The organism is Belliella filtrata, from assembly GCF_022549775.1.
In the GTDB taxonomy this organism is placed as follows: Bacteria; Bacteroidota; Bacteroidia; order Cytophagales; family Cyclobacteriaceae; genus Belliella; species Belliella filtrata.
Genome location: NZ_JAKZGP010000015.1, coordinates 49,668 through 73,093 on the forward strand (window position 1 = coordinate 49,668; position 23,426 = coordinate 73,093).

Genomic DNA, 23,426 nt, shown 5'->3' on the forward strand with positions numbered 1-23,426 from the left:
ACCATTTCCTCCTCCCTATTCATCCCAGTTTAGATTCATGCATCCAGTTTTGTCGGTCATACCAATGGCACTTTGACCTGTCTCTATAATTTTTCCTTGGGTTGAAACCCAAGGCTAGAATGACGTTCGTTCCTATGACACTCTTTCTTTTGTTTCTTATCTCTTGTTTCTTGCTTCTAATCTTTCATTTCTCACTTTCTTTCCAATAGTGCTAAGCAGTGCATTGCAGCTAAGCCCCATTGCGCAGTGGCATTTGTAGAAACTCCTTCGGCCTCTGTTCGAGGCGTGAGCACTTTATTACCACTGATGAATTTAGCCTGTCCATGACTTTTAATTCCACCACTACCTTCATAAAACTCTTCCCAGGCACGCTTGGCAAGTCGGGTATCAGCCTTTTCTCTAGCTGCAAAAGCCGTAAGCCTTGCGTGTCCCTGAGCAAGGTTAAGTTTTCCCAAACTGTTCCCTAGTACCTTCTCTTGCTCTTCGGGACTTGCATTGTAGTATTGGCAATACTGTAGCCAAGCCTTATTGAAAGTCTCCATTCCAAGGAGCTCATACAATTCAATTGCTATCTCAGTGAGTCCAAACACAGCTGAGAGGTGTGAGGCAGAAGCTTTTTGGCTTTTTGAAATCTCAAATTCACCAGTCTTCAAGTTCATCCTACTACCCATTGAAAAGAAACCTTTTGGCTGATTTCCGATTGATCTCATGCTAGCCAGAAGTTTATCGCGAATGGACTTATCCTCAGTTCGCTCCCATTCTGTAAGCCAAGCTGCAGCAATAGCTCCCCAGTCAGTACCGAAACCCAAATATACCTGATTTGGATCATCTGTGCCCCAAGTATCCTTTGGAGCTACTTTTCGAATTGGCACCACTTTCAGTAGAGACTCGGCTGCATTGACTTGCTCTCTCATCAAATCCCCTGTCCGCTCATCAGCTGTGAGATAATAATAAAATCTCCTGTTGGCAGCAGTGCTGATGCGGAGTTGCTTGGCACTACAGCCCCAGTGCATCACATTGTGCCTACTTCCCAAAGGAGCAAAAGGCCCTGAATGATGCACATCAACCTCTCCTGTATGTCTTGTCATGGCTTCAGCAAGTCTAAACACCTCCTTCTGTCCGGTCCTTAAATAATAATACCAAAGCCATAGATCAGTAGATAACTCCGAATTATCCCATGCAAATCCTCCTACATCATACCTCCACACATGTCTATCCCTGTCATAAGTATGCATAAAGTCTCCAAAATCCCAAAAACCAAACCACCTATGCTCTTCAACTTGTTTTTGATAGAACTCAAAGTACCATAATAACTGCTTATCAAAAGCTTCTGCTCGGTCTGATTGTAGTCGATCAGTGTACCACAGTCCACCAAATACACCTACTTGAAGCATGTAATCAGGAGATGCTGTAAGTAGCGGTGGCTCTGTCAGGTACTGCATCATTTCATTCAATTCTTCATGGCTTGGGGTAGCATCTAGTACCCAAAAGTTCAACTCCGATGTTCGACCAACACCTTTGGCAGTACCAAAACCAGGCTCATAATCTTCATAGGTAATGTCTAAAGCATCCAACTGCTTAGGATAGGTATCTTGCCCCATACCATCATGATAGAACCTCAAGTCCATTGTGGGAGAATTTGGTGCCCATAGCCACGCCGTCACTTCTGATTGATCCAAATGTGCATTTTTAATATCTAGCTGACCAGGATAGCTCTGCCAAAAATTTCTAATCCCAAACCCAAAGCTCCCACTTGGACCACCTGCCAAAGCCAAGCCTCTTGCTCTTTTACCTTTTCCCGCATTGAGCCATGAGTGTCCTTCTGCCGTTCTTTTTCTGATAGAAAAAGAATCTGAATCTCCTTGAAACAAAGTGTAGTCACCAAATGCTGGAATGTAATGGATGTTTCTAGAAACATTTTCAGGAAACATCTCGATCGGTGGTGTCTTCCTCCCTGCCAATTGCGCTTCGATCACTGCCCTACCGGGATCTCTCCTCAGCCCTGTCAACCCCCTAACCGCTTCAGCAAATATCCCTTCCTCTTCTCCAGCAAACCTAACATGCCTGTCATGTAGCTCATCATGCATTGGAAGATCAAACCTCACACCGAGCCCTTTGATGAAATCTTGCTTTTCATCCCCTTCAAATACGATAGTATGAATCATTTTAAAAGCATCAGCCTTATGATAAAAATAAAGCCTTACCACAAAGTTGACGATAGCTCGTCCAGCTTCTGACTGATGTGATCCCTCGATTTTCACTACGGATCTCAAAGCAGCATTTTGTTCTAATGTGACTTTGGATATTTCACCTTGAAAAATTGATCTTTGGATAGCTGATGCCGAATCTTCGTCAGCGGCGTCTTGATGCAAAAGAATTAGCCTGCCATTAGAAGCCATTGTTTTTCCAGCCTTCAGAATCGAGGAAATTATTTGATTTCCACTTTTAGGTAGTTTATAAATAACTCCTCCTGTGTCAATTGTAATAAGACTCTCTGAATCCTCGATTTTGATTCCTTCTAGTTTTTTTACTCTAGTTGTGGGCTTTAGTGTGAAATTGTCTGCTAGAAGCGGGATAGCGGGCACAGCATGACCTGTCCATTTCAAAGTTCCATCAGGCCAAAAGGCCAAAGGCCAGCTTTGTATTGGAACCTCTTGATTATCATCCGCTATCAACTCGAAACCAGAATTTCTCTTAATTTTCCCTTTTGGCCAACTCACCCCCCATGTCAAACCTTGGTTATGTATAGGTTTTGCATCCCCTAACCAATTAAGTTGAACTTCTCCACCTTTTGCTTTAATAAAATCTGCTTGAGTTGACAAAGACGATAGCAAATAGGCACCTCCAGCTGCTGCTGAGGACGTTTTGACAAAAGTACGTCGCGAAATCTTGGTTTGCTTTTTCATTTGTTTAAGACAATTTCACTGATCCGATGTGGAATTTCTAATCGATTAATTTTCTGATTTTTAAGTTTGAAATCTGATGCCTTGACCATGTTGATCGAAAGCCAAAGTAACCAGCTTGTAAGGGTGATGGGTCATCATACTCGAAAAACAACTTATCATCAACCCAAAAGCTCACCTCTCCAGCTCTCACGATTGTTTTGATTTGATAGTCATGATTGGCTTTGAGCAAGTATGGCTCAGTAATATATTCCCCCAAGACTGGCTTCTCTCCCTGATAATATTTTCTGAATCTTGTGGTCTCGTTATAATTCCCCCCAAAACCTACATAATATAAATGCATGTTGTCATAAGATTCAAATTTTCCAGAACGATGAAACATACCGATATCGGTAGGATCACTGGCAGCCCAAAATTGATTGAGGTCTGACAACCTATCGTTTCTTCCTGAGTCTAATACTACCCTTCTGTTATAAGTGATCTCATAATCCCCTTCTAGCTTTTTGTCCAACCACACGGTAACTCCTCCTTCGGTATCCATTATCAGCTTACCTGCATTGGTATAAACTTGAGAATTTGGTGTTGAGTCCATTTCTACCTTCCATAGACCTGGATCCAACTTTTTTGAAAAATCACTTTCAAAGATTAATTCCATTTTTATTGATTCTTGTAATTGGGAATCAATATCACCTTTGTCTCTGTGCTTACAGGAGAAACATGAAATCAAAAATATCATTATAGGTAACCAAGTCAAACCCTTTATCATTTCTCTATCTTTTCTTTTCCTCAAACCCTTTGACGTGTTCATGAATATGTTTTTCTTCTCTTATGTTTTTAGTATTGACTCGTGTCAAATGAATATTTTCAATGGGCATTTCCTGATCTCCTAATATCCTAGAGACAAAGCGTACATCACCTGCTTCTATATTTTCTAAAAACACATTTTGAATTTCCGTAAGCCTCCTCTCATAAGTTGGAACAATATCACGCCATTGATAAAGCACATCCGTCTCTATGCCTAGTACTCCCAAATCAATCCTTCCAGCCTTGATATTTTTCATGAAAATGTTTTTGACCAAACCACCTCTTCTCTCATTGGTTTTGATAAACAATAAATGTCCTAACTTAGCTCCTTCTTCTACTTCACAATCATGCACGTAGACATTTTCTACACCCCCCGAAAGCTCACTACCCACTGCTATCAACTGATGTCCATTTTTTACAAAATTATTTCTGATAACAAGGTTTTTGGTAGGTGTATTGAGTCTCCATGCGTCCTGATTTCTCCCTGATTTGATGGCAATGGCATCGTCACCTTGATCAAATACACAATCCTCTATTAGCATGACTTGGCTCATTTCGGGATCTACACCATCATTATTGTGACCGTGAGCATTTACTTTGACATCTCTTATGAGTACATGTGTTGATAAATATGGGTGAATCACCCAAAATGGACTATTAGTGATTGTGACACCCTCCAATTTAATATGTTTACTCCTGTTGAATTGAATAAAATGAGGGCGTAAATTTGCTGAATCATTTACCATATGACGCTGATCTACAGGTATATTTTGGGCAGCAAGATGATATAGTCTTTTGAGATTTTCCATATGTCCCGAAGGTCTCCCAAACCATTGCTCCCAATGATCCATTTTGGCACGCAGCTCACCTTGACCTGTAATAGCTATTTGTTCGCATTCAAAGGCATAAATCAATGGGGAATAATTATAACACTCCATTCCTTCCCAAGAAGTTTGCACAGCTGGAAGGTAATCCTCTGGATCATCAGAAAACACCAAAACTGCATCTTCCTCTAGGTGCAGGTTGACAAAACTTTTGAAATGTATTTTACCTGTATGCCATTCTCCTTTTGGTATAACAATCCTCCCACCTTGATTTTGATGAGCCCAATCCATTGCCTCAGCTATAGCTTTAATATTCTTTAATTTATCAGCAGGCTCTCCCCCAAATTCAGTGATCAACTTAGTTTCTACATTTTCGAATTTTGGAAACTCCAAACTAGGCATTTCAAAAGGTGCTTCGATTTCTATTTGATCAATAAGTATCCCATCTGACGAGCTCTGGTTACAAGATAGCAGTAACAAAGACTTGATGACAAATACGAAGATTACATCCTTCACCTTTAATGATTTCAGCATTACATCCATTTTCTTTTTAGGGTTTATAGGATCAATTTAGCCCAAATTTTCTCGGGGAGTCTCCTGTAGTATCATGTAGAGAATCTACAATTCAAGCAACTTTAATTTAACAAAAGTTACATAAGAACATGTATAATTATTTTTTGTCCTTTATTATCTCAAATCTTATCTAACCTCTCACGTCTATTCTTGCTACTCATCTGTCCTGATACTTGATCGTCTTTATTGCTGGTAGTTTTGGCTTTTCCATTCCATGCCCAAAAAAGTAATCTGTATGAGGTGGTTGATTATAAGCTACATTTTGCCATGCGATACTTAAGCGATATTGAGGATTATGCATCAGCGTATAAACCTTGTGTTTAGTTGGTATTGTTGTTGAAAAAATTCTAAGCTCTTTACCATCTTCTGTGCGAGTGATCAACTCTTCCCTCCAGTCTCCAAAGATATCAGCTGACAAGTTTGGATTAGATTTAGTCCCGTTATTTTTCACGACTTCAAAGTCTGCTCCGGATAGGATTCTTACCATATTGCTATTCTCGTAGTCCCATTTGTCAATATTAACACCATCAAGTATCTCTCTGAGCAAATCCCCATCCCACCATATGGCCATGTTGCAAGATGTTGGCTTGACTTCAGATATCATTTCACCGTTAATATTCCACAAGCCTTCTAATCCATCTCCTGAGGCCCAGCTTTCAAAACCTTCATACCTAGGATCAATATCTATGGCCAAACCTCTAACTACATCTTTGGAAGGGAATGACCATAAAATCTCGCCTGTCATGGCATCTCTCAAGTTCGCTCCATGAGGATGTCGAGCATTTTCATGAATGCCAAAGATCTCCATCCCTTTTCTATTAGGATTCATATTGCTCACATGCATCGCATCACCATGACCTAAGCCTGAAGAATATAGGCCTTTGCCGTCATGATTGATTACCATAGAACCAAACACAACTTCATCTTTTCCATCATTATCCACATCAGCGATGGTGAGACTATGATATCCTTGACCTGCGTACTTCTTATTCTCTTCATCACCTCCATGACTATCAAAAGTCCAAACTTGAGAAAGCTCACCATCCCTCCAGTTCCATGCGGAGATAACTGTACGTGTATAGTACCCTCTACTCAGTATCAAGCTAGGTTTCTCACCATCTAAGTAGGCTATTCCTGCAAGAAATCTATCAATTCTATTTCCGTAACCGTCTCCCCAAATCTCCTTCATCTCATCGGGACTTGGATCTTGGATATCAGGATGCCTAGCAGGCACATAATCTGTAGTAGCTAGTGCAGCTCCTGAAAGCCCATCAAAAATGGTAAAAAACTCGGGGCCCTTCAAAATATATCCATCGGAGTTTCTATGGTCAGCATCTGCATCACCGATGATTTCACCTATACCGTCTACAGTTCCATCAGCTGTCTTACAGGCTATCTCAGCTCTACCATCGCCATCTAAGTCATAGACCATAAACTGGGTGTAGTGTGCTCCTTCTCTGATATTTTTTCCTAAGTTTATTTCCCATAAAAATTCTCCATCCAATGTGTATGCCTGTAAGATTGGGTCAGTAGTTATACCTTTTTGTGAGTTATCTTTTCCATTGCCTAACATATGAACAACTATCTCATATCTCCCGTCTCCTGTCAGATCCCCTACAGATGCATCATTGGCATGGTACCCTTCAGGAGTTCTCAAAGGAATGGAAAGGTAAGGCTTATCCCAAGCTCGATACGCCTTTCCTTGTTTCACTTCTTGCCCATCGATGATAGCGGTGACATAGTAACTGTTTTGTAGAAGGAGATCAGCTGAAGTATCGAGGTAGTTGTTACTATCTTTTATAGGCCTGCTATTGATTCTGACAGGCTGCTTATCCTTTTCGATCCTGTAGAGATTGAATCCAATATCATCAGGCTCTGTTCCTAGTTGTCTCCAACTGACAAAGATTCCATCTTTTGATTGTATGGCTACTAAGCCTCTGTCTAGATATTCCATTTGTCGGTCCCGAGGATACGCTGTCAATGAAAAGGAAACTAAGATCAGCAGAAATAAAATGGGCTTGCTTTGCTTTAATAGAAACATGGTTATTTGATTTATCAATTATTCTTTGGAATAGGTATCACACAGATGTTCATTGTCCGATCATCTTCTGAAAGCATAGCCGATTGGATTTGGATTTTGGTTCCTTGTGGATTGAAAGTAGGATGAGGATGATCAGCCGCTGTGACTTTATGTCCAGTTGATAAAATTTTCATCTCTTTGGTGTGCCTATCGATGAGGTAAATTGTTCTTGAAAAATCATCCCCTACAGCCCACTTACCATCTGGGGATCCGTGAACATGCCATAAGCCACTTCCACTTTCAGTTTGTCCTTCTATCCTCATCTCACGTGTTCGTAAGTTAACTATAGCCAGACCAGTCGGCTTTTCTCTTATCCCAGATTTGCCCCAAGATGCTTCTTGACCAGGATTGGTTGATGAAGAACTTGATACATTTTTCACTTCTACATCCATTTCTACATCCCTATGCCCCATGATTGCCATGGCAACCTCATCTTGGCTGATGACTGCTTCGTGTGTCACCCATTCATACTCAGACTCTGGATACAAAGGCCTCAATCCAGTACCATCAGCCATCACTGTCCATGTCCTTTGAGGTGCTTTGCCTCCTGTCTCCCAACAAAAAACCAACTCTCCTGGAACCCAAGGATTGACTTGTACATGACCAACTTGAAATGGTACAGAAATCACATGGCTGACCTCCCCAGACTTCAAATCCAAACTGGCTATACCACTTGGACCTGCCCCCATCCCTCTTGGGCCAAAACTAGGTGCTACAGTTGCGTCTTTCGGAAGGTGATTTGCAGCTGCTTCTTTGTTCACTTTGAAATAAATGCGAGAATCATCAGCATCGAGAGCCATATCTCCACCGTTTTGTATCGCTTTGGGAACTATCCCATGGATGGTTTCATAATGATCTTTTTGCTTCAAATCACCCATTTCACTATCAGAAAATAATCGTTGGAGGTTAACTGATACGACTTCCATATCCTGAGAGGAAAGTTTTCTCATATAATACAAGCGCATCTCTTGCTGGGACAATGTCAACATACCATCATAGCCCCCCTCTGTCACTTGCACCATATCACCAGATTGCTCATGTACTGCTATAGCTTCCCCTTTGATCCTGTTTGACCTGAATACCAACCATTCTCCATCTGAAGTCCACTGAGGGTGCGTAGGGTAGATTTTAGAATCTCCTTCTGGTGTACTTGTCAAAAATATCAAATCAACTCCTGTGATTGGGTCTTGGACAACCTTCCTTTCAGAAGGAAGCCTTTTCCCAATCTGAGCAAATACTAAGCTTGTGGGAAGTGCAACTCCTAGAATAAAAAGTAGCAATGGTACTTTAAAAATGTTTTTCATAACCAGCATTTTGTGCATGTTTATAATTTAAAATTCGTCTATGCAATGATTGTATTTCAGTTGGATGGTGAGCTAGCATTCTATTGGATAGAAACCGAAACTTCCGCTTCCAAATGGGCTACCAAATCTCTTAGGTACCGTTCAAAACCTGCTGCTTCCATGAACCTATCTTCACTTAGTTCCCATGCACCTACTGCATAGTATTCAATAGTTTTTTCACTTTCAGATTTCATCTTTGCCAGATAGGAATCTGTCAACTTACCTGACTTGGGAGCTTCTATCATTTCCATGTATTGTCCTTTTGGAAGGATCAATGCCATACCTATGATCCATTCCTTATCATACCCTTGCGCATCATGTGTCATCAATATCACCCAATCATCAAAATCTGTAATTTCTTTGATTCCTTTATCATTGTGTATATTCACCAGACCGACAGCTAAGTGCTCATCGCCGTGTAAGCCCTCAAACATCACTTCGTTTTTATAAGCATACATACCTGGAACAATACTTACCCTCTCTACTATCCTTGGATACTTTCTATCAAATGCATCCCAATCCCTATACTCAAATTCCATAATAGACCTTATAGGACCCTCTGCCATAATCTTAAAAGATGATTGATAGATATTGCTCATTTCCTCATCGACCAACACTCCTAGCCTAGCGGGTTGATCATCTTTTAACAGTGTGATACCACCAAGACCCACAGAGTTTCCTACTGCAAGAATATCCCTACCCCAGTCTTCCATGACGTGATAATTGTCTTCAACTTCACCCTTATCATTCACACCAACATCTTTGGGGCTCATTTTGGAAGTTTTTTTCCCAAAAAGATCCTTGGAGTTTCTGCCATCAAAGTAATGCCTAAAGCCTACCTTATCATTTTCCCAAGAAGGGCCATCCGTTTGATATGGCTGATAACCCATACTCTTGGGTAATTCATGAGAAAAAAACAAATCTTCTTGTCTAGGTGTAACAGGCTGATCGATATCATCTCTTTTCCCAAACCTGACAGCTGTCCTCTGTTCAAATTTAGGCTGACTATCCACCCATGTGATATCCAGTGATTTTTCTTCATCAGCCTTGAGATCTACCAACATAAAAAGTTGATCAGGTATACCATCTCCATTGACATCGTCGATTTGATAAGCGACTGAATTCCCTTCAGCATCAGCTATATGTAGGAATTTATTAGCTTCTGATTTCAAGTCTTTGAAATCAATTATTACACCTTTATCCTTAAGATCAATGGAACTTTGGTTTTTTAATAAGATTTGAGGAGAGGATTCTTCTACAGCAGGATTGCATGCGAACAGAACAAATACTAAAGCTGAAAGTCTGATGGAATTGGTTTTTAACATAATTAGGTTGAAGTTGGGTTAATCAGATAAATTTGGTTGTTAAATTATGAAATTCATATAATCATCAATAAATCAACCAGCGCTAGAAAGCAAGTAAAATACTATCTAACTAAACTGATCACGAATAATGATTAGACACAATGTTTTCAAAATCAATCATTTAAATAAACAGTCTCCCTAGCAAGTATTCGAAACACTTTGTTGTTAAGACATTATTTGCACGATTTAGATTAACAATATACCTCATATCATCCAGACAACATCCCTGTAGTGTCTTGCATCATAAAATAACTTTATCTACTAAAGATCTAAAAAAAACCATACCTTATTGCGGTATGGTTTTCCAAACTAATTAACCCTATATATTAAAACGCGTATTTTAATTTTTCCTTAAAAACTCCTTTAGCTTGATAACTTCTAAGCCCGCATCAATCACTGAACCGACACCATGCTTCTCATTGGGGCTGGCTGATCTTGTGTAGTAAAAAACCAAATCATCACTGATCCCTGTCCCTACACAAATTGCTCTTACTTGTCCATCTTCCTCAATCATATGCTTGCGTAGCCCTTCCCATCCTCTCAAAGCCACTGATGCAAAACGCTTATCAATCCAACCTTCTGTAATGGCTTTGGCAAACCCTTGGACAAACATGGCTGATGCAGAGGTCTCTTGGTAAGAATCATTTTTATCCAATAATTGCCTCCACAATCCATCCTGATCCTGATACCTTGATAGGCCTATCAATTGCTTCTCTAAGTTTTTTCTTACCTTTTCTTTCCCAGGATAGCCCTCTGGCAATCGCTCAAGCAAATGCAGTTGAGACAACACCAACCATCCATTACTTCTCCCCCAGTGTGCTACACCATTTTGTTCTGTATCTGTGTAATAGCAATGGAAATACAAACCATTATGAGGGTTCCAAAGGTATTTGTCAAAGCTCAATACTTGATTGATCGCATCATCAAAGTATTTGTTTTCTCCTGTATAAACAGCTGACCTTGACAAAAATGGAACACTCATGTACAAATCATCCGCCCACAAAGTCATTTTTTGAGGAAAAGTCCTCACCAATGTTTTATCATACAACCTATCTTGACCATAAGTAAGTCTTTCTAACCCATTTTTGATGTATGTTTCATACCGAGGATCATTGTCACGTTCCATAACCTCCAGCATACTTGCTGATATTGCTCCAAAATCATCCAGCTCTAACATAGTCCATAGCTGACCCAATGGATATCTATGGTGTGGTCTATCGTTTTTAAAGCGCTTTTGAAAGAACTCATAATTGTCAAACCCATGGGCAATATGGTTCTTAGCGTAAGCATAATATTTCTCATCACCTGTCTGTGCCGCAAGATGAATCATCGCCAAATTAATAACTCCATTGGTGTAGTGCCATTCTCCATACTTGGACGCAAATGAAAGTTCTTTATCCTCTGAAATATTCTCAAATGAAGTAATTGACTTCCCATCAGCATCAACAAAACCTAACTTAGTCTTAGAAAGAATATAATCTGCTACTTTTCTAACTACTTCCAAATCTGTTTCCTTGTCTTCCTGATGTGCTTGAAGGAAATTGGTTTGTAAAATAATTAGTAATAATCCAAATATGGACTTTATTCTAAAGTTGATGTGCTTCATTAGGGTGTGGTTATTGGTTTATGCATTGCGCTTGTTGAAGTATTTCAATAAGCTAGATGATTTTTAATATTATCGAAATTAGTGTCTTAACTGAAATTTCCTATCCTGTACTTACCCGAAGGGAAACTTTTCAATTATAAATCATGGCTTCCTTATAAAATTTATCTACCTACAACCCACTTTCTTAAATGATATAAAAAATAGCTTTTAAGCTGCATGAGCAAACTTACTATTATGATGACTAAATACATTTACATATCAAGACTAGCTGAATTAACTAGGGTCTGCTGAAAAATTCAGTCTTGTGTTGGATACGAGTTGGCGAAATGTAGCTGTATAAATATACTGTGGACTGAAGCCAATGAAGTAGCTTGTGTGAAGCTGGCTACCAAAAACGAGTCAATTTACTTTAAGGCTTTTGCACTCATTTGCTAAAAAACGCTGCACAAGATCATTGACCATGCAAACTAACCCATACATTACCAAGTGGTTTCGTGTTTTTAAACAGGCCCTAACTAGACAAGCAACCCACCATGTACTATCCTGCTAGAAAAGCTTCCCTTCCAGTAGTTACTTGCCCATTCCAAAATATTAACCTATTCTTATAATCTCAAACTAACCTCGAAATGAAGCAACAAACATTACTTTGCATTTGCATTTGCACATTGATTATATTGACCAGCACCTATTGTAAAGCTAAAGAACCTGAAGTCTATATGTTTTCTTACTTCATGGGCAATGGCGAAGATGGATTGCACTTGGCATATAGTCTGGATGGTTTGACATGGGAAGCATTGAATGATGGTAGATCAGTGCTCAGTCCTACAGCAGGAGAAGACAAACTCATGAGAGACCCATGTATCATAAAAGGTGGAGATGGAAACTATCACATGGTATGGACAGTCAGTTGGACGGAAAAAAGTCTCGGCTATGCCACATCTCAAGACTTGGTCAATTGGAACGAGCAGCGAACTATCCCAGTAATGGCACATGAAGAAGGTGCTAGGAATACCTGGGCACCTGAGATTTTCTATGATGTAGAGGATGATATCTATATGATCTTTTGGTCCACAACAATAGATGGAATGTACCCAGAAACCCAATCCAATGAAGAAAGTGGCTACAATCATCGTAAATATTACACCACAACTAAGGATTTTCAAAACTTCAGCCCTACTTCCTTACTTTATGAACCAGGCTTCAATGTGATCGATGGCACCATCATCAAAGAAGATAATGAATACATTATGTTTATCAAAGATGAAACTAGAGAACCTGCACAAAAAAACATCCGAATTACTAGAAGCAATAAGCTAAACTCAGGATATGGAAAAGCATCTGAACCGATCACTGGAGAATATTGGGCGGAAGGACCTACTGTAGCCAAAGTAAACGGTCAATGGATAGTTTATTTTGATAAGTACATAGAGAAAAGTATGGGAGCTGTTGCTTCTTCAGATTTAGAAAATTGGAAAGATATTTCGGAGCAAATCAGCTTCCCAAAGGGCACTCGACATGGCTCAGTTTTCAAAATCTCAAGTACTGAATTGCAAAAATTGATGGAGAAATTTGAAAGAAAAACTGGCGAATAGAACCTAGAGAAAAGATAAGAAAAGGTTAAAAATTCTTTATCAATGATACTATTTAAATAAGTACCAAAAACAAAGATGCTGAACTTTTCAACTTTTGAAACTTTCTAAGTTCCTCAACATTCCTATCTATTTTGTTTAATAATATTCTTCAAAAATCCAGCCTTCCACTAAAGCTAAAAAGTTACTAGGCATTTGGACAAACTCAGAAAGTACAGGATACTTGTTATGTTAAAATGCTTTTTATTTAGTTTTTCAAAACTATTCCGAAAATCATGCCATCAAAGTTTATTAAGCATTTCTGTTGTTCTGTTATCTTTTTCATATCCATTTTAGAGGCGATACATGCCCAGCATACATCACAATTATTTCTCAGCGGTATAGACAATGAAAACACGGTAACATGGGATTTTTTTTGTTCGTCCGGTAGAAAAAGTGGCTATTGGACAACCATCGAAGTCCCTTCACATTGGGAACAACAGGGGTTTGGATTGTACAATTATGGTAGAGACTATGTAACTTATGGTCGTTCACATGAATTTGCTGATGAAGTTGGGTATTATAAGCGAAAATTCACCCTTCCCGAGAACTTCAATGACCAAGTGCTAGAATTGGTGTTCGAAGGCTCGATGACTGATACAGAAGTTAGAATAAATGGGAAATCCGCAGGATCTACTCACCAAGGTGCATTCTACCGTTTCAGTTATGATATCACAGATCTGGTATATCATAACAAAGAAAACCTTATCGAAGTAAAAGTCAGCAAAATGTCAGCTAACAACTCAGTAAATAGAGCAGAAAGGTATGCTGATTATTGGATTTTTGGAGGAATCTATCGACCAGTATATATCAATGCCAAACCTAAAGAGCACATTGTACACCAAGCTATCGTAGCCCAAGCTGATGGAAAACTAGAGGTACACCTAGAGTTAGCCAACATTTCTACTGCTGTAGAAGTAGAAGCCTATTTGGCTGACCTATCTGGCAATATGGTCAAAAGATGGACTACTTCCCTCAATGAGTTCAAAGGAGATGGAGGGTTAGTCATTCAGGGTCAATTTGAAAACATCAAAACCTGGAACGCTGAATTCCCCAATTTATATCAACTCAACTTATCCATCAAAGATAAAAGCAATAAAAGTCTCCATGAAGTATCGGAGCGTATAGGATTCAGAACCATAGAAATCAAAGAAGGTGATGGAATCTATGTCAATGACACCAAAGTAAAAATGAAAGGTGTAAACAGGCATGCCTTTTGGCCAGAAACAGGGCGATCTCTCAATAGATCCCTTGATCTCAATGATATCTTACTGATCAAAGAGATGAACATGAACTCAGTAAGAACTGCTCATTATCCACCTGACAAATCATTTTTGCAACTGTGTGATTCTCTTGGGCTCTATGTAATGGACGAGCTTGGAGGATGGCAAAATGCTTACGATACTGAATCAGGGAGAATTTTAGTAAAAGAAATGGTTCAAAGAGACGTCAATCACCCATCTATCATTTTTTGGAGCAATGGAAATGAAGGAGGAACAAATAAAGCTTTGGACGGAGACTTCGACTTATATGACCCATCAAAAAGGCCAGTGATACATGCCCATCACCGACCAGGTAATGCATTCAATGGAGTCGATACTGATCATTATGAAAACTATGAAAGCCTGATCAGCAAATTCTCAGACTCCACCTTGATCTATATGCCGACTGAATTTCTCCATGCCCAAGATGACGGAGGTGGTGCAGCAGGACTACATGACTTCTGGGAACTCATGTGGACATCCAAAATGTCAGGTGGAGGATATCTCTGGGTTTTTGCAGACGAAGGGCTTGTACGTACAGATATGGGAAACAAGATCGATGTCAACAGGGTCAATGCACCTGATGGTCTTCTTGGTCCGCATCGACAAAAGGAAGGAAGCTTCTATGCTGCAAAAGAAATATTCAGCCCCGTGAAAATTTTCTTGGAAAAGCTTCCTTCTAATTTCAACGGAGAGATTGAAATAGAAAACCGGTACCACTTCACAAACCTTTCTGATGTTCAATTTGAAGTAAGCTGGATAAATTATCGAAAACCAGGCGAGCCCATAGCAGGTCATCATGTTCTAGAAAAATCAAGGGTCAAAAGCCCAGACATCAAACCAGGAAACAAAGGCAAAATAAATATTGACCAAACAGCTCTCATTCATAAAGCAGACGGCCTCAACATCACTGCTATAGACCCTCATGGCAAAGAAATTTATACCTGGTCTTGGAAAATCAACCCTCTCAAAGACATTATGCAAAGTATAGACAAACTAACCGAAGGAGATTTCCCCACTGAAATCTCCTCTGATGACAGTCTGATTGTGCTATCAGGTGGTGGGTTTTCTTTAACTTTTGATAAAAACAATGGTGTATTAACTAGAATCCAAAAGCCAAGTGGAATGGATTTGAGTTTAGATAATGGCCCCAGGTTCACTTATGGAGATCAACATGTCAAGCGAATCCATATAAAAGACAAAGCAGAGATCAAAAGCTTAACCTTTGAGTATGACGGTTTCTTAAAAGAGGCAATTTGGAAAATCAATCCGAGTGGTTGGGTAGAGTTGAATTACACTTATGAACTACCAGAGGGTGAATATGCATACCCTGGAGTAAGTTTCGACTACCCAGAGTCCAATGTCATCAGTGCCAAATGGTTGGGAAAAGGCCCCACTAGAATTTGGAAAAACAGGAGCCAAGGCACCATTGATGTACATCAAAACCTCTACAACAATACCCACACAGGAAGCACACCTTTTGATTATCCGGAGTTTAAAGGTTACTTTGGAGACATTAGCTGGATGGAAATCAATACTGCACAAGGCAAGTTTTACGTGGTCACTCCAGAGGATGGACTACAAGTTCGTCTCTTTGACTTTTTTGGTCTCTCTGGCCCTAAGAGTTTTCCAGAACTTCCAAAAGGGAATATTTCATTCTTGGATGGTATTCCTGCTCTGGGAAGTAAGTTAGCATTGGGTATATCTTCAGATGCTTCCGTATATGGCCCTCAAGGTGAGATGAATCACATGAATGGAGTATATTCCCGCACATTATATTTCTATTTTGACCTTATAAAAAATTCTAGTTTGACTTATGACAAAACAAATCGCATTCCGGATGAAAATTAAGCCTGGGGCTGAGCAAGAATATCAGAGAAGACATGATGAAATCTGGCCAGAATTGAAATCTTTACTCAAAAATGCTGGAGTAGTTTCCTACAGTATTTTTCTAGATAGACAGACCTCTACCCTATATGCCATTCAAGAAGTCACAGGAGAAAATGGCTCTCAAGAGCTGGGAGAGGAGGAAATCGTCCAGAAATGGTGGTCATATATGGCTGACATCATGGATACCAACAAGGACAATTCACCAGTATCGATTCCTTTGGAGAAGGTTTTTGAATTGTAATTAGCCATGCAGCTCTCCAAGTGTATCAAAACCCAAGTCGACTAACAATGAACCCCCATCACCTTTCCCTTTTCAAGTTTTTTCTTTTGTCCCTGTCAATCACATTGATTTTAGCATGTGATACATCGGATCAATATGGCTTGGACCCAAATGTAGAATCGTATAATATTCCAGCATCTCAATGGCCTGAAGTCAGCAAAGAACACAAGCCATGGGCTAGGTGGTGGTGGATGGGAAGTGCTGTGGATGAGCAAAACACTGATTTTTTATTAGAAGAATATGCAAGAGTAGGAATCGGTGGTCTAGAGATAGCACCGATATACGGAGCAAAGGGATATGAAGATAGGTACTTGGACTTTTTATCTAAGCCATGGATAGCAGCACTGAATCATACTGTATCACAAGCACATCGCTTAGACATGGGTATAGACTTGACCTTGGGTACAGGCTGGCCATTTGGTGGTCCTCAAGTCAAGATGGAACATGCCGCTTCTAAAATGATCATTCAGGAATATATCATCGAAAAAGGACAAAAAACATTAGAAATCAAACAAAAAAAACGCAACGAAAATGACCCAGACGGCATCTTAGTTCATTTGATTGGTATCTTCAGAAATGGCGAAAGAAGAGAAATCTATGAGCTTCTTGAGGACTTTAAGTTAAGCAATATTCCAGCAGACCTACTTCAGGTTCAAGCATTGTACATTTCCAAAACAGGACAAAAAGTAAAACGAGCTGCACCAGGGGGTGAAGGCTTTATCTTAGATCATTTTTCCCGCACAGCTGTCAATAATTATATCGAATCATTTGATAAAGCTTTTGATCTTAACTATCCCGATATCAGGGCTTTTTACAATGACAGCTTTGAAGTTTATGGTGCTGATTTCTCAGCGGACTTTTTAGATGAATTTGAAGAAAGAAGAGGATACGATTTGAAGTTTACGCTTCCTGAGTTGATTTCTGATAATGGCGATGATGCATCGATTAGAGTCAAATCAGACTATAGAGAAACTTTAAGTGAGCTTTTGATTGAAAATTTCACAGAAAACTGGAGTGAATGGGCAAAATCAAAAGGCAAAAAAACCAAAAACCAGGCTCATGGATCACCTGGAAATCTGCTTGACATCTACGGAGCTGTGGATATCCCAGAATGCGAGACTTTCGGGTCAAGTTTCTTCCCCATTGCAGGCTTGCGAAGAGACAGTGCTGACATCAGAAATGTAGATCCAGATCCCATCATGCTGAAATTCGCTTCATCAGCGGCTCATCTTACAGGGAAAAACCTGGTATCGTGCGAAACTTTCACTTGGCTCGGGGAGCACTTCAAGTCTTCATTTTCTCAAATGAAACCAGAGTTAGATCAGACTTTTTTGGCTGGAGTCAACCATGTATTCTATCATGGAATAACTTACAGTCCTCAAGATGTACCTTTCCCTGGTTGGGTGTTTTATGCCTCCCTCAACCTCACACAGCACAACAGCTTGTGGGATCATCTTCCCGCATTCAACGAGTACATCACCAGAACACAGTCAGTGCTGCAAGCCGGACAGGCAGACAATGAGCTTTTGGTTTATTGGCCGATATATGATGTTTGGGCTAATCCCAAAGGGACCATGGAATTGATCACCGTGCACCACGTAAATGAATGGCTTCATCCTACTGAATTTTACAAGCAATCCAAAAAACTTATGGAATCAGGGTATTCAGTAGATTTTATTTCAGACAAAATGATAGGCTCGGCTGAAGTGGAAAAAGGCCACATCAAGCCACATCCCAATGCAAATTCCACCAAAGCACTACTTATTCCCAAGGTTGATTTCATGCCAGTGGCAACTTTTGAAAGTATTCTTGAATTGGCTCATAATGGTGCCAAAATCATTTTTCAGGCAAAGCCAAATGACATACCAGGTAATCATGAAATCGAAAAAAATAGAGAAATCTTTTCAAACTTGTGGAAGAAAACTGGCCTTGACAAAAAGGCTCAAGTGAATTGGGGAAAAGGCAAGCTGATTCTTTCTGAAAGTTTTGCCCCTGCCCTAGCTGCCGAAGAAATTCTCCCAGAAAGGATAAGCAGATCAGGATTGAAGTTTATCAAAAGAAAGATTGGAAAGGATAAGTATTACTTCATCGTCAATCATAATTCCAAAAAAGTAAGTCAAGCTGTTGACTTTTTGACTAATGCCAAGTCAGCTGTGATCATGAATCCAATGGATGGCAAAATTGGAGTTGGGAAGTCAAAAACCAAGGGGAATTACCTAAGCGTCCATTTGCATATGGAACCTGGGGAATCTTTAATAGTTAGGACAGTTGATCAGGCAAGTGAAGAAATTCCTCTTTGGACATATTTTGATAGCCCGAGTACCATTACTGAAGTTATTGCAGACTGGAAGATCACTTTTGGCAGTGATGGTGGACCAAATATCCCAAAAGATCAAAAACATAAAAAGTTGAGCACATGGACAAATCAAGGGGACGCGGAGGCCGACGACTATTCAGGTAAAGCCACCTATACCAGTACCTTTGATTTTGACCTAGATCAATCCAAAGCTTATACCCTCAACTTTTCTCAAATCCATGAAAGTGCCAAAGTTTGGCTCAATGGGCAATATGCAGGGCAAGTATGGAGTCTTCCGTATGTATTAGATATCACCAAATTCCTCAAGCATGGCCAGAATGAGATCAAAATTGAAGTCGTGAATCTTATGGCTAATCGAATCAGGCATTTAGACCAAAACAACATAAGTTGGAGAAATTACCATGAAATCAATTTTGTAAACATTGATTATAAGCCCTTCGATGCTTCTGACTGGCAAACCATGCCATCTGGACTTTCGGGCAAGTTGATGATTAGCGAGTATTTGAAATAAATTCAATTTTATTCCTTCAAACTCACACAGGAAAGCACAGGACAGTCAAACAGGGCAAAATCTCTGTCAATCCTTAATGTATTTACTGAATTGCCACGCATAAGTTTGAAAATATGCATAAATCAAAATATAATTCCGCTTGATGAATTCCAATAGAATTTAATAAGCAAATACAGCATTAAAACACCACTTTTGATTGATCAAATTCTTTCTATTGAGGATTTTTTAACATAAATTACAATCGATTGCACAACACCATGTAATAAACCCAACATGATCTCTTTTGATAATATCATCCGAATCGAGAATGATTCCAGAATCCCAAAGTACCAGCAACTTGTACAGTGCCTTATCGAAAATATCGAAAGAGGCTACCTCACTGTGGGAGAAAAAATACCTTCGATCAATGAAGTCAGTGAAAAATTTTACCTATCCAGAGATACGGTAGAGAAAGCCTATAATCAACTTAAGAAACAGAAAATCATTCTCTCTGTCAAAGGCAAAGGCTACTATGTTGCACGAAACGTATCCCAATCAAAATTGAAAGTACTATTTCTACTCAATAAGCTAAGCAATTACAAGCTTCGCATCTACAATTCTTTTTTGGAAAGCCTCGGTACGACTGCCAAAGTAGACCTTCATCTCTATCACTGTGATGCCAAGATTATGCTTAGTATCTTGGAAGAAAACATGGGAGCGTATGATTACTATGTAGTCATGCCTCACTTCAAAGATGACAAGCTCAGACACCTCAATATCAATGATCAAGTCACAGAAGCATTACAAAGAATTCCTTCTGAAAAACTCGTCATCATGGATAATGTGATTCCAGAACTTGGTGAAGAAGTAGCTTCTATCTATCAAGATTTCAAAGGTGATATTTATAAAGCTCTCAAAGAGGGAATCGCTAGGTTGAAAAAATATGACAAACTTGTACTAGTCTATCCTGAAAAAGTGCTTTACCCCTACCCTTCAGAGATCAAGTGTGGATTTCAAAAATTCTGTGCAAACCACAATTTTGATTTTGAAATCATCCCAACTATCTATCCTGAAATGGAGCTAGAAGTCAATGATGCATACATTACCATAGAAGAAAATGATCTCGTAAGCCTAATCAAGCAAATCAGAGATCAAAAGTTCCAAATGGGAGAAGACATTGGTGTGATCTCTTACAATGACACCCCACTCAAGGAACTTCTCGGCATCACTGTGATGTCTACCAACTTCAAAGTCATGGGTGAAACTGCCGCCTACATGATCAAAAAACACAAACATGAAGTGGTCAAAAATGTGTTCAACTTCATCGATCGTGGCTCGATTTGATCATTCACAGTAAAGTACAGGACAGTTATCAGAGTTATTCATGATAGTTTGTGCTTTCTTTTTAACCCAAAATACATCATGAATAAAAGCACAAGTCTGGTAGCAAAATTGAATGCTATCAATGAATATGAGCGTCAACCCATTCCTGAAAGCAAACTTAAAAGTTGGAAAAAATTTATAGGTACTTATGCCGGAGAACACACCGCAGGTACCGAGTTTGTACTTGGACCACTTTTCGTAGCGCATGGTGCCTCTGCCATAGACTTAGTCACAGGATTACTAATCGGTAATGTATTGGCCGTGTTGAGTTGGGCATTTTTTACTGGTAAAATTGCCGCCAAAACACGACTCACGCTTTATTATCAACTTGAGCAAATTGCAGGATCAAAGTTTACTTTGATTTACAACCTGGTGAATGCAGGGTTATTTTGTTTCCTGGCAGGTGCGATGATTGCCGTATCAGCCACTGCGGTAGGTATTCCATTCAACTTAGAAATGCCAACGCTTACTGATATCCTACCCAACTCACTTGGATGGATATTGACAGTATTTGCTATTGGTGCGATCACTACAGTGGTCGCCATGTTTGGCTTTGAACAAGTTTCAAAGTTTGCCAATATTGCTGCACCTTGGATGATCATGGTCTTCATTGCTGCGGCAGTGGGTGTATTACCTAGGCTTGGCATCAATTCTCTAGCAGACTTTTGGCCTGTAGCCAAAAACACAATCTGGACAGGTGTGCCGCTAGAGGGACAAAGTCAATTCACTTTCTGGCACATTACTTTCTTCGCATGGTTCTGCAATATGGCCATGCATATTGGCATGGCTGACATGTCTATCCTTAGGTATGCAAAAAAATGGACTGCAGGATTTTCAACAGCCTCAGGAGTCTTTCTGGGTCATTACATAGCATGGATAGCGTCTGGTATTCTTTACTCACTATTTCTCTTGGAGTCAAACAATAGCTTGACATTTGCTCCCGGCCCTATTGCTTATGAAGCAGCGGGTATAGCTGGTGCAGTGTGTGTCGTGATCGCAGGCTGGACCACTGCCAACCCTACACTGTATCGAGCAGGACTTGCTATCCAATCCATCAATCCAAATTGGAAAACCTGGAAAGTCACACTCTTTGTAGGACTCTTCACAACTATCGCAGCTTGTTTCCCTGCATTGGTCATGAGGCTCTTGGAGTTTGTAGCATTGTATGGCTTGATTTTGATGCCTTTAGGAGCTGTCATCTTTATAGATGTGTACTTTATGGAGCGTTGGGGACTTGTAAGAAACTATGCGCTTGAATCTGGTAAAAAACTAAATCCAGCTGTTGCCTTCACTTGGATCCTAACCTTAGGATTTTGCCTTGCCCTCAATTTGTTTGCTGATGTTGAAATCTTCTTCTTGGGCTTGCCTGGATGGTTTGTGGCTGTTATTGCTTATTTGATTTTTAGCAAGTTGTTTCAAAAACCCATAGTATTCAAAACTCAAAAAGTAAACTTAACATCAGAACCCATCTTAAACCACTGATTCAAATCATGAAACGACTCATCATTATTACTTCCATCCTTGGATTGATTACCACAATCGTTCCTCCTTTCTTGGTATTCACAAATCAAATCGATCCTTCTACATCTAAAACACTGATGCTCATCGGAACAGTTGTCTGGTTTATTTCAGCTCCTTTGTGGCTCAATAAAAAAGAACAAGAATCTGTATGAGGGAATTGCTATTCATCACTCTTATATTTTTTGTGTTTTGTTTCAATGTCTACTCACAGCGAGTAGAAAATACTCCCTTATGGGATAAAGAAGCTCCATATACCAAAAAATCTATCAGGAATGATCAGGTTAATGAAAGGGGTAATGTTCAAGTTATAGCTAATCCTGATCTAACCATATATTTTCCCAAAAAAAATAAAACTAACCTTAGAAGTATTCTCATCTGCCCAGGTGGTGGGTACAGCAATCTGGCAATCAATCATGAAGGACATGAAATCGCCAAATTCTATGCAGACAATGGTTACATTGCAGCAGTACTTAAATACAGACTACCTGAACCTGAGTTTGTAAATTCCGCTTGGGAAGTTCCTTTGGCTGATGCTAAGCAAGCCATCAAAGTTATCCGGAATCATTCAGAAGATTGGAGCATTGACCCTACCAAAGTTGGTGTTTTGGGATTTTCAGCTGGAGGTCATTTAGCCTCTTCATTAAGTGTGCATGGTACCGATGATGATGGTAGCAGACCAGATTTCAGCCTTTTGATATACCCTGTCATCAGTATGGATAGCAGTATCACACATGCTGGATCCAGAAGAAACCTTCTAAGAGAAATGGTCGGTACTGAATGGGAGTTTTTTCATAGTAATGAATTACAGGTAGATCAGCATACACCCCCAGCTTTTTTGGTGCACAGTTGGGATGATAAAGTTGTACCAGTAGAAAACTCCATTCGCTATGCCAAAGCATTAAATGCTTATGATATACCAGTCACCCTCCACCTATTTGAAAAAGGTGGACATGGATACGGTAGAGGAAACATTGAGCAACATGGCACTGCTTCCCAATGGATTGATTTAAGTCTAGTATGGCTTGATCAAATACTAAAATAGTAGCTTCTTAGAACACAAATAGGTAAAAGCAAAGATGCTTGTTCAGCTTCAAGTAATTTTTATGAAAGTATTGTTTTTAACCAAGACAATGCAAGTGATTTAAAGACAACATATTA

At 39.6% G+C, this 23,426-nt stretch carries 15 protein-coding genes; 8 read left to right on the top strand and 7 right to left on the bottom strand.

Annotation, left to right across the window (positions count from 1 at the left end):
* Window positions 1-191: 191 nt before the first annotated feature.
* The 7 genes from MM239_RS08080 to MM239_RS08110 all read right to left on the bottom strand — a co-directional run bounded on the left by MM239_RS08080 (window position 192) and on the right by MM239_RS08110 (window position 11,497).
* On the bottom strand, window positions 192-2,906 hold the full coding sequence (locus MM239_RS08080; RefSeq protein ID WP_241347694.1) for an exo-rhamnogalacturonan lyase family protein: 2,715 nt from the start codon (window positions 2,904-2,906) through the stop codon (window positions 192-194).
* A 37-nt stretch (window positions 2,907-2,943) separates the two neighbouring features.
* Window positions 2,944-3,558: a DUF6250 domain-containing protein gene (locus MM239_RS08085; protein ID WP_241347695.1), complete on the bottom strand. Its 615-nt coding sequence runs from the start codon at window positions 3,556-3,558 to the stop codon at window positions 2,944-2,946.
* 115 nt (window positions 3,559-3,673) lie between these two features.
* The gene (locus tag MM239_RS08090) at window positions 3,674-5,065 is read right to left on the bottom strand and encodes a glycoside hydrolase family 28 protein (protein ID WP_241347696.1); all 1,392 of its coding nucleotides are present in this window, start codon (window positions 5,063-5,065) and stop codon (window positions 3,674-3,676) included.
* Between the two features lie 196 nt (window positions 5,066-5,261).
* Entirely contained in the window at window positions 5,262-7,145 is a 1,884-nt protein-coding gene (locus MM239_RS08095) for a rhamnogalacturonan lyase (RefSeq protein ID WP_317235623.1), read from the bottom strand.
* A 14-nt stretch (window positions 7,146-7,159) separates the two neighbouring features.
* Complete coding sequence (locus tag MM239_RS08100; protein WP_241347697.1) at window positions 7,160-8,488, bottom strand: TolB-like translocation protein; 1,329 nt, start codon at window positions 8,486-8,488, stop codon at window positions 7,160-7,162.
* A gap of 80 nt (window positions 8,489-8,568) precedes the next feature.
* Window positions 8,569-9,852 (bottom strand): DUF4861 domain-containing protein, encoded by a 1,284-nt coding sequence (locus tag MM239_RS08105; RefSeq protein WP_241347698.1) that lies wholly within the window; start codon window positions 9,850-9,852, stop codon window positions 8,569-8,571.
* 379 nt (window positions 9,853-10,231) lie between these two features.
* Window positions 10,232-11,497: a glycoside hydrolase family 88/105 protein gene (locus MM239_RS08110; protein ID WP_241347699.1), complete on the bottom strand. Its 1,266-nt coding sequence runs from the start codon at window positions 11,495-11,497 to the stop codon at window positions 10,232-10,234.
* Between the two features lie 626 nt (window positions 11,498-12,123).
* On the opposite strand from MM239_RS08110, the gene MM239_RS08115 reads away from it, so the two are divergent.
* The 8 genes from MM239_RS08115 to MM239_RS08150 all read left to right on the top strand — a co-directional run bounded on the left by MM239_RS08115 (window position 12,124) and on the right by MM239_RS08150 (window position 23,310).
* Window positions 12,124-13,089, top strand: a complete 966-nt coding sequence (locus MM239_RS08115; protein ID WP_241347700.1) for a glycoside hydrolase family 43 protein — start codon at window positions 12,124-12,126, stop codon at window positions 13,087-13,089.
* A 272-nt stretch (window positions 13,090-13,361) separates the two neighbouring features.
* The gene (locus tag MM239_RS08120; RefSeq protein WP_241347701.1) at window positions 13,362-16,238 is read left to right on the top strand and encodes a glycoside hydrolase family 2 TIM barrel-domain containing protein; all 2,877 of its coding nucleotides are present in this window, start codon (window positions 13,362-13,364) and stop codon (window positions 16,236-16,238) included.
* Window positions 16,228-16,518: an L-rhamnose mutarotase gene (gene rhaM / locus MM239_RS08125; protein WP_241347702.1), complete on the top strand. Its 291-nt coding sequence runs from the start codon at window positions 16,228-16,230 to the stop codon at window positions 16,516-16,518. Before MM239_RS08120 ends, rhaM begins: the two co-directional genes overlap by 11 nt.
* An 86-nt stretch (window positions 16,519-16,604) precedes the next feature.
* The gene (locus MM239_RS08130) at window positions 16,605-19,385 is read left to right on the top strand and encodes a glycosyl hydrolase (protein WP_241347703.1); all 2,781 of its coding nucleotides are present in this window, start codon (window positions 16,605-16,607) and stop codon (window positions 19,383-19,385) included.
* Window positions 19,386-19,658: 273 nt separating this feature from the next.
* On the top strand, window positions 19,659-20,708 hold the full coding sequence (locus MM239_RS08135; protein WP_241347704.1) for a GntR family transcriptional regulator: 1,050 nt from the start codon (window positions 19,659-19,661) through the stop codon (window positions 20,706-20,708).
* Window positions 20,709-20,786: 78 nt separating this feature from the next.
* Window positions 20,787-22,229: a purine-cytosine permease family protein gene (locus MM239_RS08140; protein ID WP_241347705.1), complete on the top strand. Its 1,443-nt coding sequence runs from the start codon at window positions 20,787-20,789 to the stop codon at window positions 22,227-22,229.
* 8 nt (window positions 22,230-22,237) lie between these two features.
* Window positions 22,238-22,420, top strand: coding sequence for a hypothetical protein (locus MM239_RS08145; protein WP_241294251.1), 183 nt, complete (start codon window positions 22,238-22,240; stop codon window positions 22,418-22,420).
* Window positions 22,417-23,310 carry an alpha/beta hydrolase gene (locus tag MM239_RS08150; protein WP_241347706.1) on the top strand — a complete coding sequence of 298 codons (894 nt, stop codon included), beginning with the start codon at window positions 22,417-22,419 and terminating at the stop codon, window positions 23,308-23,310. The genes MM239_RS08145 and MM239_RS08150 overlap by 4 nt, the downstream gene beginning before the upstream one ends.
* The last annotated feature ends 116 nt before the right edge of the window (window positions 23,311-23,426 follow it).

Bases quoted from the DNA above. Each gene is read 5' to 3' on its own strand.
- MM239_RS08080 (WP_241347694.1), bottom strand. From the start codon at position 2,906: ATGAAAAAGCAAACCAAGATTTCGCGACGTACTTTTGTCAAAACGTCC.
- MM239_RS08085 (WP_241347695.1), bottom strand. From the start codon at position 3,558: ATGGAATTAATCTTTGAAAGTGATTTTTCAAAAAAGTTGGATCCAGGT.
- MM239_RS08090 (WP_241347696.1), bottom strand. From the start codon at position 5,065: ATGCTGAAATCATTAAAGGTGAAGGATGTAATCTTCGTATTTGTCATC.
- MM239_RS08095 (WP_317235623.1), bottom strand. From the start codon at position 7,145: ATGTTTCTATTAAAGCAAAGCAAGCCCATTTTATTTCTGCTGATCTTA.
- MM239_RS08100 (WP_241347697.1), bottom strand. From the start codon at position 8,488: ATGAAAAACATTTTTAAAGTACCATTGCTACTTTTTATTCTAGGAGTT.
- MM239_RS08105 (WP_241347698.1), bottom strand. From the start codon at position 9,852: ATGTTAAAAACCAATTCCATCAGACTTTCAGCTTTAGTATTTGTTCTG.
- MM239_RS08110 (WP_241347699.1), bottom strand. From the start codon at position 11,497: ATGAAGCACATCAACTTTAGAATAAAGTCCATATTTGGATTATTACTA.
- MM239_RS08115 (WP_241347700.1), top strand. From the start codon at position 12,124: ATGAAGCAACAAACATTACTTTGCATTTGCATTTGCACATTGATTATA.
- MM239_RS08120 (WP_241347701.1), top strand. From the start codon at position 13,362: ATGCCATCAAAGTTTATTAAGCATTTCTGTTGTTCTGTTATCTTTTTC.
- rhaM (WP_241347702.1), top strand. From the start codon at position 16,228: ATGAAAATTAAGCCTGGGGCTGAGCAAGAATATCAGAGAAGACATGAT.
- MM239_RS08135 (WP_241347704.1), top strand. From the start codon at position 19,659: ATGATCTCTTTTGATAATATCATCCGAATCGAGAATGATTCCAGAATC.
- MM239_RS08140 (WP_241347705.1), top strand. From the start codon at position 20,787: ATGAATAAAAGCACAAGTCTGGTAGCAAAATTGAATGCTATCAATGAA.
- MM239_RS08145 (WP_241294251.1), top strand. From the start codon at position 22,238: ATGAAACGACTCATCATTATTACTTCCATCCTTGGATTGATTACCACA.
- MM239_RS08150 (WP_241347706.1), top strand. From the start codon at position 22,417: ATGAGGGAATTGCTATTCATCACTCTTATATTTTTTGTGTTTTGTTTC.